The 14,709-nt window shown below is 71.3% G+C and carries 15 protein-coding genes; 11 read left to right on the top strand and 4 right to left on the bottom strand.

Translation table 11 applies throughout. From position 1 onward, the window contains the following. Positions 1-33: 33 nt before the first annotated feature. Together BJ969_RS10045 and BJ969_RS10040 are read left to right on the top strand one after the other, a co-directional pair. Complete coding sequence (locus tag BJ969_RS10045) at positions 34-732, top strand: dienelactone hydrolase family protein (RefSeq protein ID WP_184478677.1); 699 nt, start codon at positions 34-36, stop codon at positions 730-732. Between the two features lie 90 nt (positions 733-822). After that, on the top strand, positions 823-1,452 hold the full coding sequence (locus BJ969_RS10040) for a TetR/AcrR family transcriptional regulator C-terminal domain-containing protein (RefSeq protein ID WP_184478676.1): 630 nt from the start codon (positions 823-825) through the stop codon (positions 1,450-1,452). 18 nt (positions 1,453-1,470) lie between these two features. Here BJ969_RS10040 and BJ969_RS10035 read toward each other — a convergent pair whose 3' ends face one another. From BJ969_RS10035 to BJ969_RS10025, 3 genes are all read right to left on the bottom strand, one after another. After that, entirely contained in the window at positions 1,471-1,845 is a 375-nt protein-coding gene (locus BJ969_RS10035; RefSeq protein WP_184478675.1) for a hypothetical protein, read from the bottom strand. 517 nt (positions 1,846-2,362) lie between these two features. Then, the gene (gndA, locus tag BJ969_RS10030; protein WP_184478674.1) at positions 2,363-3,799 is read right to left on the bottom strand and encodes an NADP-dependent phosphogluconate dehydrogenase; all 1,437 of its coding nucleotides are present in this window, start codon (positions 3,797-3,799) and stop codon (positions 2,363-2,365) included. Positions 3,800-3,938: 139 nt separating this feature from the next. Next, positions 3,939-5,138, bottom strand: a complete 1,200-nt coding sequence (locus BJ969_RS10025; protein ID WP_184478673.1) for a dipeptidase — start codon at positions 5,136-5,138, stop codon at positions 3,939-3,941. Between the two features lie 753 nt (positions 5,139-5,891). Between BJ969_RS10025 and BJ969_RS10020 the strand changes: the two genes are divergently transcribed. The 4 genes from BJ969_RS10020 to BJ969_RS10005 all read left to right on the top strand — a co-directional run bounded on the left by BJ969_RS10020 (position 5,892) and on the right by BJ969_RS10005 (position 8,730). Next, positions 5,892-6,752, top strand: a complete 861-nt coding sequence (locus BJ969_RS10020; protein ID WP_184478672.1) for an isocitrate lyase/phosphoenolpyruvate mutase family protein — start codon at positions 5,892-5,894, stop codon at positions 6,750-6,752. 92 nt (positions 6,753-6,844) lie between these two features. Further along, positions 6,845-7,852, top strand: a complete 1,008-nt coding sequence (locus BJ969_RS10015) for a bile acid:sodium symporter family protein (protein WP_184478671.1) — start codon at positions 6,845-6,847, stop codon at positions 7,850-7,852. Positions 7,853-7,891: 39 nt separating this feature from the next. Beyond that, positions 7,892-8,104 (top strand): hypothetical protein, encoded by a 213-nt coding sequence (locus BJ969_RS10010; protein ID WP_184478670.1) that lies wholly within the window; start codon positions 7,892-7,894, stop codon positions 8,102-8,104. A 119-nt stretch (positions 8,105-8,223) separates the two neighbouring features. Beyond that, complete coding sequence (locus BJ969_RS10005) at positions 8,224-8,730, top strand: mycothiol transferase (RefSeq protein WP_184478669.1); 507 nt, start codon at positions 8,224-8,226, stop codon at positions 8,728-8,730. A gap of 57 nt (positions 8,731-8,787) precedes the next feature. On the opposite strand, the gene BJ969_RS10000 is transcribed toward BJ969_RS10005, so the two are convergent. Beyond that, positions 8,788-9,465 carry a GntR family transcriptional regulator gene (locus BJ969_RS10000; RefSeq protein WP_184478668.1) on the bottom strand — a complete coding sequence of 226 codons (678 nt, stop codon included), beginning with the start codon at positions 9,463-9,465 and terminating at the stop codon, positions 8,788-8,790. A gap of 206 nt (positions 9,466-9,671) precedes the next feature. Here BJ969_RS10000 and BJ969_RS09995 point away from each other — a divergent pair, with 206 nt between their 5' ends. From BJ969_RS09995 to BJ969_RS09975, 5 genes are all read left to right on the top strand, one after another. Further along, complete coding sequence (locus tag BJ969_RS09995) at positions 9,672-10,763, top strand: isocitrate/isopropylmalate dehydrogenase family protein (RefSeq protein WP_184478667.1); 1,092 nt, start codon at positions 9,672-9,674, stop codon at positions 10,761-10,763. Then, complete coding sequence (locus tag BJ969_RS09990) at positions 10,760-11,398, top strand: hypothetical protein (protein WP_184478666.1); 639 nt, start codon at positions 10,760-10,762, stop codon at positions 11,396-11,398. Before BJ969_RS09995 ends, BJ969_RS09990 begins: the two co-directional genes overlap by 4 nt. 158 nt (positions 11,399-11,556) lie before the next feature. Next, complete coding sequence (locus tag BJ969_RS09985) at positions 11,557-12,849, top strand: CitMHS family transporter (protein ID WP_184478665.1); 1,293 nt, start codon at positions 11,557-11,559, stop codon at positions 12,847-12,849. 107 nt (positions 12,850-12,956) lie between these two features. Continuing rightward, positions 12,957-13,781 (top strand): SDR family oxidoreductase, encoded by an 825-nt coding sequence (locus BJ969_RS09980; protein WP_184478664.1) that lies wholly within the window; start codon positions 12,957-12,959, stop codon positions 13,779-13,781. Between the two features lie 20 nt (positions 13,782-13,801). Next, a complete protein-coding gene (locus BJ969_RS09975; protein WP_184478663.1) occupies positions 13,802-14,704 on the top strand; it encodes a LysR family transcriptional regulator in 903 nt (300 codons plus the stop codon). Positions 14,705-14,709 lie beyond the last annotated feature (5 nt).

Raw genomic sequence — 14,709 nt, 5'->3', positions numbered from 1 at the left:
CCCCGGACCACCGGGAAGTGGTGCAATCGGGGCATGGCTGAGAACCCACTGCAGAACGTGACCTTCCCCAGCAACGGGGGCACCGCGCACGGCTACCTCGCGCTGCCGGAATCGGGAAGCGGCCCCGGCGTCGTCGTGATCCAGGAATGGTGGGGCCTGACCGACCACATCGCCGACGTCACCAACCGGCTCGCCGCCGAAGGGTTCGTCGCGCTCGCCCCCGACCTCTACGGCGGGCGCACCACGCACGACTCCGACGAGGCCGGTCAACTCATGCAGGACCTCCCGGTGAACCAGGCCGCCACCGATCTCGGCGGCGCGGTGGACTACCTGCTGGCCCACGACGCCGTGACGAGCAGCAAGATCGGTTCCGTCGGCTTCTGCATGGGCGGCGGGTTCGTGCTGGTGCTCGCCGCGCAGCAGGGCGACAAGATCGGCGCCGCGGTGCCGTTCTACGGCGTGCTCGGCGAGGACTACCCGAGCTTCGAGAACCTGACCGCACCGCTGCTCGGCCACTTCGGCGAGCAGGACTCGATGGCCCCGCCGGACGCCGTGGAGGCGCTGGCCGACCGGATCGAATCCGAGTCCGGAACGCGCCCCGACTTCCGGATCTACCCGGCCGGGCACGCGTTCTTCAACGACGAGAACCTCATGGGCACCTACGACCCCGTGCAGGGGGCGAAGGCGTGGGGCGCGACGCTCGAATTCCTCCGCGCCAAGCTGGAGGGCTGATCCCCGCCGGCGCCGGTCACCGCACGTCGTGACCGGCGCCTCCGGCGCACGAGCGCTGGCGGCGGCGCGGAGTCTCCCTAAGCTGGGGCGATGGGCGAACCGCGCAGGCTCGAACCGGCCACGGTCGTGGCCGAGGCGGTGCGGGTGCTCGACGAGCAGGGGCTCGACGCCGTCACCCTGCGGGCCGTGGCCGATCGGCTCGGCGTCCGGATGAACACCGTGCTCTGGCACGTGAAGAGCAAAGCCCGGCTGCGGGAACTGATGGCGGACGCGCTGATCGGCGAGATCCGCTTCGACGACCTGCCCGGCCCGTGGGAGCCGAGGGTGCGCGAGCTGTTCCACCGGCTGCGGCGGGTGCTGCTGGCGCACCGCGACGGCGCCGCGCTCGTCACCGGGACCTACGCGCTCGAACCGCACGTGCTGCGCTTCGCCGAAGAGCTCGCCACGACGCTGCTGCGCGGTGGTCTCGCGGTGCGCGAGGCCTCGTGGGCGGTGTGGACCTCGCTCTACGTCACTCTCGGGCTGGTGCAGGAGGAACAAGCCCCCTCCGGTCCCCGCCCCGCCGCGCTCCGGGAGGCGGTCGACGAGCGGCGGTACCCGGCGCTGCACGGCATCCTCGGCGAGTTCACCGGCACGGACTTCGCCGCCCGCTTCGACTTCGCACTCACCGCCCAGCTCGCCGCCCTCCGCGAACACGCGCACCTTCCGCCGAGCACGTGATCCCACCCGGTGGACGGGTCAGGCGTCGCAACCGTCGCCGTCGCGCTCGGAGCGGTGATCCACCCGGTGGACTGGGTCCGAGGCGCAGTCCTCGTAGTGCACGGGCTCGCGCGTCCGCGCGGGTTCCGGGGCGGCGATCCGTTCGGACGCCCGCACCTCGTAGGTCGCGGCGGGCGGCAGCGTCGACTCCGGGACGACCGCCGGGGCGAGCACGACCGACCCGGTCGGCACCGGCCGGGCCGACTCGCCCTCCCGCGACTGCTCGCACGAGGCCGCGAGGCCGAGCACGAACAGCAGGGCGAAGACGCCACCGATGACCCACGTCCACTGGCGCCGATCCGGCCGCAGGTGCGACGAGGCGGTCGGCGACTGCGGGAAGGTCCGCGTACTCATGTCCGTCTTCTCATTTCCGCCCCCGGGCAGGGGCGCACCGGGCCCGGTGCCGTTCACCGGGCTCGATGACCATGTCGCCGGACACGGACGGTCGTTACGGAATACACCCCATCGGCCCAACCGACCCGCAACAGTGCACCTCACCGTCCCCAACCCCCCGCACGAACACGGATCGTCCTCCCCGAAACGCCCCCGCCACCGACCGGAGGCACCCCGACGCAAAGCGGGGCCCGCAGCGCACCCACGCACCACGGACCCCGAAACCTCGCTCGAAACCGCCAGCCCCCGACCTCACCGCGACAAGGTGAGCAGCGTTCATGCTCTGTGTCCTGTCAGCGGCGAAGCCGCTGAGCAGCAACCACCAGATCAACCGGCACCGCCGCGGGTTCTCAGCTGCTTCCTCGCGAGGACAGCTTTTTCCCTCGTGGCGGAGCCACTTGGGAAAAAGATCCCGCAGCGAGGAAGCAGCTGAGGTTCCGCCACCCGCACCGCTACGCAGAACGAGACCGAACAACCATCACGCCGGTTCCTCGGTTCGGTTGGTGTCCCAGCGGGTGTGGAACGAGCCTTCGACGTCGGTGCGGCGGTAGGTGTGCGCACCGAAGTAGTCGCGCTGGGCCTGCGTCACCGCCGCCGGGAGGCGTTGCGCCCGCAGCGCGTCGTAGTACGACAGCGCGGCGGAGAATCCGGGCGTGGGGATGCCGAGTTCGGCGCCGGTGGCCACCACGCGGCGCCACGCGTCCTGCGCGTCGGCGAGTTCGCGGGAGAACTCCGCGTCCGCCAGCAGCGTGGGCAGCGCGGGGTCGTTGCCGTAGGCGTTGCGGATTCGGTCCAGGAACGCGGCGCGGATGATGCAGCCACCGCGCCAGATCGTGGCCATCGCCCCGAGGTCGACGTCCCAGCCGTACTCGCGGCTGCCCACCGAGATCATGTTCCAGCCCTGCGCGTAGGACACGACCTTCGACGCGTACAGCGCCTTCTCCACGTCCTCGGCCAGCCGCTTCGCGTCCTCAGCGGACAGTGCGGCGGGCTGCGGGCCGGCCAGGCCCTGCGCGGCTTCGCGCAGGTCGCCGTGGCCGGACAGGCTGCGCGCGAACACGGCCTCGGCGATGCCGTTGACGGGCACGCCCAGCTCCAGCGCGGTCTGCACCGTCCAGCGGCCGGTGCCCTTCTGCTCCGCCTGGTCCTGGATGACGTCCACGAACGCCGCTCCGGTGCGGGCGTCGGTGTGCGTGAGGACCTCCGCGGTGATCTCGACCAGGTACGACGCGAGCCTGCCTTCGTTCCAGCCGCGGAAAACCTCCGCGATGCGCGCCGGGTCCAGCCCGCCCGCGCGGCGCAGCAGGTCGTAGGACTCGGCGATCAGCTGCATGTCGGCGTACTCGATGCCGTTGTGCACCATCTTCACGAAGTGCCCGGCACCGCCGGGGCCGACGTGGGTGCAGCACGGCGTGCCGTCCACGTGCGCGCTGATCTTCTCCAGCATCGGCCCGAGCGATTCGTAGGCCTCGGCGGAGCCACCTGGCATGATCGACGGCCCGTTGAGCGCGCCCTCCTCACCGCCGGAGATGCCGGTGCCCACGAAGTGCAGGCCGCGTCCGCGCAGCGCCTCGTCGCGGCGGCGGGTGTCCTCGAAGTGCGCGTTGCCGCCGTCGATGATCACGTCGCCCTCGTCGAGCAACGGGGCCAGCTCGTCGATCACGGCGTCGGTCGGCCCACCGGCCTTGACCATGATGACGACCCGGCGGGGCCGTTCCAGCGAAGCGACGAGGTCGGCCGCGGATTCGGCGGCGACGAACTCGCCCTCCTCGGCGAACCGCTCCATGAACTCGTGGGTGCGGCCGACGGAGCGGTTGTGCACGGCGACGGTGTAGCCGTTGCGCGCGAAGTTGCGGGCCAGATTGCGCCCCATCACGGCAAGGCCGGTGACGCCTACCTGCGCCAGCTTCGACATGAATACCTCTTTCGGCGTCCGGATGACTCACTGGAACAACTCACCCGCCGAGCCCGGTGTTCCCCGATGGCCGAGGATCACCTCGACGGGTGGGCCGCCCGCACAGTGCACACGCCCCGGGCCCCGGCGGCAGCACGGGTCAGCCGTCCAGCTCCTCGATCGTGGCCACCGAGGGGCGCTCGGTCCGCCGCAGCCGGTCGGCGACCCGCTCGGCGTCTTCGAGGACGCGGATCGCGTTGCGGTGCGCCAGTTTCGCGAGGTCCTGTTCGGACCAGCCGCGGTCCAGCAGCTCCGCGAACAGGTTCGGATAGCTCGCCACGTCGGCCAGGTCCGCCGGGGTGACGTCGACCCCGTCGTAGTCGCCGCCGATGCCCAGGTGGTCGACGCCCGCGATCTCCCGCATGTGGTCGAGGTGGTCGGCGACGGTGGCGGCGGTCGCGGCGGGCCTCGGGTGCGCCGCCTCGTAGTCGGCGCGGAACCGCCGCACCTGCTCGCCCCCGCCGTGCGCGTCGAGCCCCGCCCCGGTCGCCGCTGCGTCGAACGCGAGCACCCAGTTGCGGGCCTCCTGCAGCACGAACGAGGGCACGAAGGTGACCATCGCGACGCCGCCGTTGGCGGGCAGTTCGGCGAGCACGTCGTCGGGGATGTTGCGCGGGTGGTCGCACAGCGCGCGCGACGACGAGTGCGAGAACAGCACCGGCGCGCGGGTCACCCGCAGCGCGTGGCGCATGGTGTCGGCGGAGACGTGCGAGAGGTCGACGAGCATGCCCAGCCGGTTCATCTCCCGCACCACCTCCTCGCCGAAGGCGGTGAGCCCGTGCGCGGCGGGCTCGTCGGTCGCCGAGTCGGCCCACGGCACGTTGTCGTTGTGCGTCAACGTCAGGTACCGCACGCCCCGCGCGTGGAAGGCGCGCAGCGTCGCCAGCGAGCAGGCGATGCTGTGGCCGCCCTCGGCTCCCATCAGCGAGGCGATGCGGCCGTCGGCCATCGCGGCGCGCACTTCGGCGGCGGTGCCCGCGAGCCGCAGCTCGCCCGGGTGGCGCTCGGCGAGCCGCAGCACGCAGTCGATCTGCTCCAAGGTGGCCGACACCGCGCGGTCCCCTTGGAGCCCGGTCTCGACGTAGACGGACCAGAACTGCCCGCCGACACCACCGGCGCGCAGCCGGGCCAGGTCGGTGTGCAGCGTGCCGGTCCGGTCCTGGGAGAGGTCGAGCGCTTCCAGGTCGTAGGCCCCGTGCAGCCGCAGCGCCCACGGCAGGTCGTTGTGCCCGTCGAGCACCGGGTGCTCGGACAGCAACGTCCGAGCGCGTTGCACCGACTGTCCTCGCGCGTTGGTCATGGCACCTCACGTTCGCTGGGCATTCCGCCACCTGGTGTCTACCCGCAGGCCCAGCGCGCTTCAAGGTGATCGCGGGGACGGTTCGATCACTCGGCACCGGGTCGCCGTCGCGCCCGGCGCAACCTCCTGGCGGTGCGACCGCGAACAGCGGCGATGCGGGCGCGAACGCATGCCGATCCGCTCATGTGATCACGCAGAGCGAGCGGTGCATCACCAGGTCCCGTCAGCCCAAAGTTGATCTTTTCCAGCGCAACGACCCGCGCGCGGAGCTCCCGGCGACGAGGACGAGCCGCAGCCAGAAGGCACGAACAGGACCCGTCGCTGGTCAGCCGCAAACAGGCGGGTGAACGTGAAATACTTTCCTCGTTCCGCGCGGAATCATCTCGACTTCCGTGATCCGGGGCGAAGATTAGAGAAAATTCATTATCACTCAGCGTGATTCGCCATCGTGCACCTACTTGCACCCATCTGTGGGTTTGGCCGGAGTTCGGTTCGTGCAATAAGGTGAAATCAGTCCAGGAGAACCAAACCGGGCCCATCCCGTCGGGCCCGGAAGACACCTGGACAACTCCTGAAATTCCTCATCCGGAACCATTCCTGTCCGCGTTGCGACGATTTCAGGAGAACCGAAACCGCGTCGGCACCACCGCCGATCCGGCATGCAGAAAATCGAGGGACCGTTCCACCCCGGACCGAACCCGTATTCCGGGACGGTCCTCGCACACCCCTACCCGAAAAACCTGGAGGTACACCGTGAAGTACGGCACCGCACTGCGCAACGACGTGGCCGGCGAGCAGATCACACCGCTGATCGGCGTCTACGACATGTTCTCGGCCTCGGTCTCCGCCCAGCACTACTCCGGGATGTTCATCTCCGGATTCGGCTTCGCCGCCTCGCACTACGGCCTGCCCGACATCGGGTTCATCGCCTGGCCGGACATGGTCGCGTTCGTGCAGCGGCTGCGGCTGGCGTTCCCCCAGCAGCACCTGCTGGTCGACATCGACGACGGCTACGTCGACCCCGAGGTCGCCTGCCACGTCGTCGAGCAGCTGGAGATGATCGGTGCCTCCGGAGTCATCCTCGAGGACCAGCAGCGGCCGCGGCGCTGCGGCCACGTCGACGGCAAGCGGATCCTGCCGCTGGAGGATTACCTGGACAAGCTGGACCTGGTTCTCTCCACCAGGCAGGACCTGCTGGTCGTGGCCCGCACCGACGCCACCGAGGAGCGCGAGATCCTGCGCCGGGCGGAGGCGCTGTCCGAGACGGCGGCCGACGTGCTGCTGGTCGACGGAGTGCGCAGCGTCGACTGGATCGCCAAGGTCCGCAAGGTCATCGGCGACAAGCCGCTGCTGTTCAACCAGATCGCGGGCGGCAAGTCCCCACGGCTCTCGCTGCCGGAGCTGCAGGACCTCGGCGTCGACGTCGCGATCTACAGCACGCCGTGCCTGTTCGCCGCGCAATCCGCCATCGACCGGGCGCTGACCGATCTGCGCGTCGCCGACGGCAGGCTCCCGGAGGTCTCGGCCGGATCCGTCGGAGTCGCGGAATCGCTGGCGCTGCTGGAGCGCAACATCAGCCGGAACCACGTCAGGCCGGTCGAGATGCAGACCTGACCGGATCATCCCGCTTCCCGGCTACCGGAATCAGCGATTCCGGATTCATGCCGCCGGGAATTCACCTCTCCCCGAATTTCGACAGGACAGTGATGCCGAATAGCTTCGTCACGCGTTCGAGAATCGATCCCTACATCATCGCGCTCGTCCTCACCGCCGTTCTCGCGGCTTTCTTCCCGGTTCGCGGAGAACCCGCCGCGGTGCTCGACACCGCGGTCACGATCGCGATCGGATTCCTGTTCTTCCTCTACGGCGCCCGGCTCCCGCGGGGCGCCACCTGGGAAGGCGTTCGGCACTGGCGGTTGCACGGCGCGATCCTGCTCAGCACGTACGCCTTGTTCCCGGTGCTGGGGCTGGCGACCGCGGTCCTGGTGCCCGCCGTGCTCACCGAGCCGCTGCACTTGGGACTGCTGTTCCTGTGCGTGCTGCCCTCGACGGTGCAATCGTCGATCACCTTCACCTCGCTGGCCGGCGGCAACGTCGCCGCGGCGATCTGCGCGGCGACGTTCTCCAACGTGCTCGGGGTGCTGCTGACCCCGGTGCTGGCCGGGTTGCTGCTGGCGGGCGGCACCGGTGCCGTGCCGCTCGACGCGCTGCCCGAGATCGTGCTGTTGCTGCTGGTGCCGTTCCTGCTGGGACAGCTGGCCCGCCGCTGGATCGGCGAGTGGGTGCGCGCGCGGCGAGCGCTCGGCAAGCTCGATCGGGTCGTGATCCTCGCCGTCGTGTTCACCGCGTTCAGCGAGGGCACCGCGCACGGCATCTGGGAGCAGCTGACCCCGTCCGGGCTGCTGCTGCTCGCAGCCGTGTGCCTGGTGCTGCTGGTGGTGGTGCTGGCGGTGACCTCGCTGGCGGCGCGCTGGTGCGGGTTCAGCACCCCGGACCGGATCGCGCTGGTGTTCGCGGGTTCGAAGAAGAGCCTGGCCAGCGGCCTGCCGATGGCCTCGGTGCTGCTGCCCGCCGCGAGCGTGGGGCTGCTGGTGCTGCCGCTGATGCTCTACCACCAGCTGCAGCTGATCGCCTGCGCCTGGCTGGCCCGCCGGTTCGCCGACCGGTCGGCCGACGACGCCGCGTCGGCACCCGTCCCCGAAGCGTCGGCCTGACCCGACCCGTTCTTCCCGCACATCAACGAAAGGACCCCCATGCGCATCCTCCGGGGACTCGCCTGCGCCGCGCCGGCGACCGCCCTGCTGCTCTCGCCGGTGGCGCACGCCGGGCCGAGCAGCGACGGCCAGAGCAGCACCGGCTCCGGGCTGCTGAACGTGAGCTACAACGGCGACAGCCCCATCGAGATCGACCGCACGCTCAACCTCGACTTCGGGGCGGGCAGCGCGGGCAGCGATCACGACAACTGACGTCGTGGCGCGGCCGTGCACCGCACGGCCGCGCCGCATGCCCGCGCCGGTTCCCGCTCGTACGGTGGAACGCGGCGCACTTCGCGCATCCGACCACCGGTGAAGGGACGCTGAGCGATATGACCAGCGCTGACGTGCTCGTCGACGGCTACGACCGGATTCGGGAGGCCGTGCACGGCGCGACCCGCAAGCTGGGCGAGGACGAGCTCGTCCTCCGCGTCGACCCGCAGGCCAACTCGATCGCCTGGCTGATCTGGCATCTCACGCGGGTGCAGGACGATCACCTCGCGGGCGCGGCGGGAACGGAGCAGGTGTGGTTCACCCAGGGCTGGCGGGACCGGTTCGACCTGCCCTTCGACGACCTGGACATCGGCTACGGCCACAGCTCCGAGCAGGTGGCGCAGGTGCGCGCCGAAGCGGAACTGCTGCTCGGCTACCACGATTCGGTGCACGAGCGGACCGTGTCCTACGTGGCCGGGCTCTCCGACGCCGACCTCGACGAGGTGATCGATGCGGACTGGACGCCCCCGGTCACCCGAGGGGTCCGGCTGGTGAGCGTGCTGGCCGACGGCTTGCAGCACGCGGGACAGGCAGCGTTCATCCGCGGCATCGCGGAACGCCGGTGAGGCCCGCGCACGGCCGCCCCGGAAGTCGTCGGCCCGCACCGAGGGCGGATTCGGGGGTCACTGCTCGGCGCGGATGAGGCGGCGGGCGGCCTGGGCGCCGAGGCTGGTCTCGATGTGCTCGCGCATGACGTCGGCCGCCGCGTCGGCCTCGCCCGCCACGACGCACTCGACGAGCATCCGGTGCTCCTCGTCCTTCTTTTCCCGCGCCCGCGGTCCGCGGTCGATCTCCAGCGCGAGCCTGCGGTAGCGGTCCGCCTTGTCCCACAGGCCGTCGAGCGTCTCGATGAGCAGGTCGTTGTGCGAGGCGCGGTAGATCGCGACGTGGAAGCGGCGGTGGTGCAGCAGCTGCCGGTGCTCGGGGTCGGTGGGCAGCGAGCGCAGCCCGGTGGCGGCCGCGCGGATCTCGGCGATGTCCGCTTTGGTGCGCCGCTGCGCGGCCAGCGACACCGCGAGCGGGTCCAGCGAGCGCCGGATCTCCAGCAGGTCGCGGGCCTCTTCCGCGTTGAGCTCGGTGACCCGCGCGTCGCGGTGCGCGTCCAGTTCGACCAGCCGCTCCGCCTTGAGCCTGCGCAGCGCCTCGCGCAGCGGTGTGGTGCTGATGCCGATGGTGCGCGCCAGCGTGGCCTGGTTGAGCACCGAGCCGGGCGGGAACTCGCCCGAGAGGATCTTGTCGCGGACGCTGACGTACGCCAGCTCGCTCTTGGTCATCAGCGGTGACGCCGCCGGTTCGCTCATGCCACACCTCCCGTTCGGCTATAAGCTACCGCGCCGACTACCGCGCCCGACCACCAGGTGAAACACCTCGACCGGGCTCGTTATAAGACTCTCATCACAGGGTATCCGCTGGCTCTTCGGCACGCGATCACTTTTCTGCGAAGTCTTGACCGACCGAGGTTATAACCTCCAGGATATCGCCGTCCGCGACTTCCGGAGGAGATTCCATGACCGCACGCCCCACCCCCGCGTACCGACTCGGCCTGCTCGAAGGCGACGGGATCGGCGCGGAGATCGTGCCCGCGACGACCCGGGTCGTCGACGCGGCGCTGGCCGCGGCCGAGGCGCCGGGCGTCGACTGGCTCCCGCTGCCGCTCGGCCGGTCCGCGATCGACGAGCACGGGACACCGATCCCGGAATCGACGCTGGAGGCGCTGGCCGGGCTGGACGCGTGGCTGCTGGGGCCGCACGACAGCGCGGCCTACCCCGAACCGCACCGCTCGCGGCTCAACCCCAGCGGGACCATCCGCACCCGCTTCGGGCTCTACGCCAACATCCGCCCCGCGAAGGCGTTCGAGGGCGCGAAGGCGATGGTGCCCGGCACCGACCTGGTCATCGTGCGGGAGAACACCGAGGGCTTCTACGCCGACCGCAACACCCACGCGGGCACCGGCGAGTTCATGCCCACCCCCGACGTCGCCATCGCGCACGGCATCATCACCCGGCCCGCGGTGGAGCGGATCGCGCGCACCGCCTTCGAACTCGCCCGCGGCCGGCGCAAGCGGCTCACGATCGTGCACAAGGCGAACGTGCTGCGCCTGACCACCGGGCTGTTCCGCGACGTGTGCCGCGAGATCGCCGAGCAGTACCCCGACGTCACCGTCGACGACTTCCACATCGACGCGATGACCGTGCACCTGCTGCGCCGCGCCCCCGAGTTCGACGTGATCGTCACCGAGAACATGTTCGGCGACATCCTCTCCGACCTCACCGGCGAGCTCGCCGGATCGCTCGGCATCGCGCCCTCCATCAACGCCTCCGACCGGCAGTGCATGGCCCAGGCCTCGCACGGCTCGGCCCCGGACATCGCGGGACGCGACATCGCCAACCCGATCGCGATGATGCTCTCCGCCGCGATGTTGTTGGAGTGGCTGGGCGACCGCAACGACGACGACGCGCTGCGCCGGGCCGCGACGCTGCTGGACTCCGGCATCGCGCGCACGGTCGCGACCGGGACGTGCACCCCGGACATGGGCGGGTCGACCGGTACGGCGGCGTTCGCCGACGCGGTCGCCGCCGCGATCGGGGACCCGGCGTGACGACCGGCCCGCTCGTGGCGTTCGTGCACGCCACTCCCGCTTCGGTCGAACCCGTGAACACCGTGCTGCGCGCGGATTTCCCGGCGGCCGACCCGTGGCACCTGGTCGACGACCGGCTGATCGGCGAGGCCGACGCGGCCGGGGGGCTCACTCCCGCGCTGCGCCGGCGGATGCTCTCGCTGATCCGCCACGCGGTCGACGGCGGGGCCGCCGCGGTGCAGCTGAGCTGCTCGATGTACGGGCCGGTCGCGGCTCTCGCGCGGGAGCTGTGGGACGTGCCGGTGCGGGGGTCCGACGACGCCGCGTTCGCCGAGATCGCCCGCCGCGGACCCGCTCGGGTCCTCCTGCTGTCCTCTTTGGACTCGGCGCTGGCGGACTCGGCCCGGCGGCTCGCCGAGGCCGCCCCCGACGCCGGCGTCCTGCCCGCGCGGGCCGGCTCCGCGTCGGCGGATTCCCTGGTGCGAGCGGCACGTCCGCACCTGGCCGAGGCCGACCTCGTGCTGCTCGCCAACTACTCGCTGAGCCCGCACGCCGACGAGCTCGCGACGGCCCTCGGCGCGGAAGTGCTGAGCCCGCCCCGGCTCGGCCTGGCGGCGCTGCGCGCCGAACTGCCGGGGCGACCGGCGACGCCGTAACCCGCGCACCCGGCCGATTCCACCGCACTCCGACGGTGACCGGTGTGCCGTCCTGCCGACGCGGCGGCGGCCACCGGCACCGCCGCGGGTCCTCGTGACGCGGGGGCGGCCGAGGTTCCACCCGCGCACAACACAGCTCACACCTCTGAGGAGCAACGATGCTCGCCGTTCTGGGATTCGGGACGCTCGGCGTCTTCATGGCGCTGGTGATGCGCAGATATGCGACCGCTTTCGTGGCGATCATGGCGACGCCCGTGTTCTTCGGCGTGGCCGCCGGGTTCGGCGGCGACCTCGACGAGATGATGCTCAACGGGCTGGAGATCGTCGCTCCGACCGCGATCCTGCTGCTGTTCGCGGTGCTCTACTTCGGCGTCATGATGGACGCCCGGCTGTTCGACCCGATCTCCCGCATGATCATCCGGGTCTCGAAGGGCGATCCGGTCCGCATCTGCGTCGGTACCGCCGTCCTCGCGCTGCTGGTCGCGCTCGACGGGGACGGCACCACCAGCTACATGATCATCTGCTCGGCGTTCTTACCGATCTACCGGCGCCTCGGCATCAACCCGCTCGTCATCGCCACGATCGCCACCATGGCGCTGGGCACCATCTCCGGCACGACTCCGTGGGGCGGCGCCGCCACCCGCGGGATCAGCGTGCTGCACCTGGATTCCACCGACTACTTCGTGCACATGATCGGCCCGATGGTGCTCACCTCGCTGACGATCGTCGCCATCGCCTGGATGCTGGGCCGCGACCAGCGCAAGCGCATCGACCGGTCCGTCATCGACGAGTTCGCCGCCGAGATCGCCGCGCAGGACCGCGGCGACGCGGACCGCACCTGGCGCACCTGGTTCAACGCGGGCCTGACGGTGCTGCTGCTGGTGCTGCTGGTCGCCGGGGTCGCCGAGCCGGTGAACCTGTTCATGCTCGCGTTCGTGATCGCGCTGCTGGTCAACCACCCGCGCCTGGCCGACCAGGGCGAGGTCATCAAGAAGCACGCGGGCAACGCCGTCCCGGTCGTCATGCTGGTCCTCGGCGCCGGGATCTTCACCGGCATCATGACCGACACCGGCATGACCGAGGCGATGGCCGACGCGCTGCTGGCGGTCGTGCCCGACTCCCTCGGCAACCTCATCCCGCTGTTCACCGCCGTGATCGGCCTGCCGCTGAGCTTCTTCATGTCCAACGACGCCTATTTCTTCGGCGTGCTGCCGGTGCTCGCCGAATCCGCCGGGCACTACGGCATCGCGCCCGTCGAGATCGCACGAGCCGGCGCCATCGGCCAGATGATGCACTCCATCGGCCCGGCCTCCGCGCCGCTGTGGGTGCTGCTCGGGCTGATCAAGCGCGACCTCGGCGACTTCCAGCGCTTCGCCGTGCTCTGGGTGCTGCTGGCCTCGCTCGCCTACATCGCCTTCGCCGTGCTCACCGGAGCGATCAGCGTCGCGTGAGCCATGCCGAATGCGCATGGCTCCGGTGCGGAACCCTCGCTTGTCCGCATGGCCTCGTCCGAGCACCGTGGACGGTGAACCAACGACGAGCGGGAAGAGGCAACAGCATGACCACGTGGTTCATCACCGGAGCATCGCGCGGCCTCGGCCGGGAACTCACCGAACAGGCGCTGGACCGGGGCGACCGGGTCGCCGCCACGCTGCGGCGGCCCGAACAGCTCGACGACCTCGCCTGGCGGCACGGCGACCGGTTGTGGCGGCGGGCGCTGGACGTCACCGACACCGAGCAGATCGAGCAGGTGCTCGCGGCGGCGTTCACCGAGCTCGGGCACATCGACGTCCTCGTGTCCAACGCCGGGCTCGGCGTCTTCGGCGCCGCCGAGGACCTCTCCGACGAGCAGGTGCGGGGCGTGATCGAGACCAACCTGACCGGCTCGATCCAGCTCGCCCGCCGGGCCGTGCCGCGGCTGCGGGAGCAGGGCGGCGGGGTGTTCGTGCAGCTGTCCAGCATGGGCGGGCACATCACCTTCCCCGGATTCGCCATCTACCACGCGACGAAGTGGGGTGTGGAGGGCTACTTCGAGGCGCTCGCGAAGGAGGTCGAACCGTTCGGCATCCGGACCGTGCTCGTGGAACCCGGCCGGGTGCGGACGAGCTTCTACGAGGCGGCCGACCGGATCCCGGTCAGCGAGCCCTACCGCGGCGGCCCCGCCGACCAGCCCGCGCCGGTGGTCGAGGAGATGGTGGGCAGCCAAAGCGGTGTCGCGCGCTCGATCGTCGAAGCCGCCACCTCCCCCGAGCCCCCGCTGCGGCTGCTGCTGAACTCCGACGCCTACGAGGCCGTCACCGACGCGGCCCGGGGACGGCTCACCGCGTGGGAGGCGCAGCGCGACATCGCCTACGCGGCCGACGCCGAGCACGCGCCCGCCTGAGCAGTGCGCATACTCGGACGATGCCGGAACTGACCCTCACCTCGCTGCGCGTCGTCGTCGAAGTGGCCCGGTGCGGCAGCTTCACCGCCGCGGCCGAGGCGCTGGGCTACACGCAGTCCGCGATCTCCCGCCAGGTCGGCGCGGCCGAGCACGCGGCCGGTGCAGCGCTGTTCGCCCGGCACGCGCGGGGAGTCCGGCCCACCGCGGCGGGCGAGGTGCTGCTGCGCCACGCCCGGCGGGTCGTGGCCCACCTGGAGGCCGCCGACCTGGAGATCGCGGGGCTGCGGGACCGGCTCGCGGGCAGGCTCGTCGTCGGCTCCTACCCGACCGCCGCAGCCGTGCTCGTGCCCCGCGCGATCGCCCGGCTGCGCACCGCGCACCCCGCGCTGGTGGTGGACCTGCGGGAGTCCGGCAGTCCCGCGCAAGTGCGCAGGCTGCGGGCGCGGCGGATCGAGGTCGCGGTGATCGCCGTCGGCGACGGGCTGCCCGACTACGACGTGGACGGGTTGCACGCCGAACCGCTCGGGCCGGGGCCGGGTCTCGGCATCGCGGTGAGCGACGAGCACCCGTTCGCCGCCCGCGAGCAGGTCGACGTCGCCGAACTCGCGGGGCAAGCGTGGATCGTCGGCTCGGGCGGAGCGGACGAGCCGCAGTTCGGCGCCTGGCCGACGCTGGCCGCACCGGAGATCGCGCACCGGTCCGCGAGCTGGCAGACCCGGCTGGGCATGGTGGCCGCCGGGCTCGGCATCTCGCTGCTGCCCGGCATGGCCGCCGACGCCGCGCCGCGCGGCGTCACCTGGGTGCGGGTCCACGACCCCGAGTTCGTGCGGCGCCGGGAGACGATGCTGCTCACCGCCGCCGACCGCTCCCCCGCCGCCGACGCCTTCGCCCGAGCCGTCCACGACGAACTCGCCGCGCGCTGACCGCG

Origin of the sequence: Saccharopolyspora gloriosae, assembly GCF_014203325.1 — a bacterium.
GTDB lineage: Bacteria > Actinomycetota > Actinomycetes > Mycobacteriales > Pseudonocardiaceae > Saccharopolyspora_C > Saccharopolyspora_C gloriosae.
Note: the sequence above shows the minus strand (reverse complement) of the source record. Positions and strands in the feature narration are given on the sequence as shown.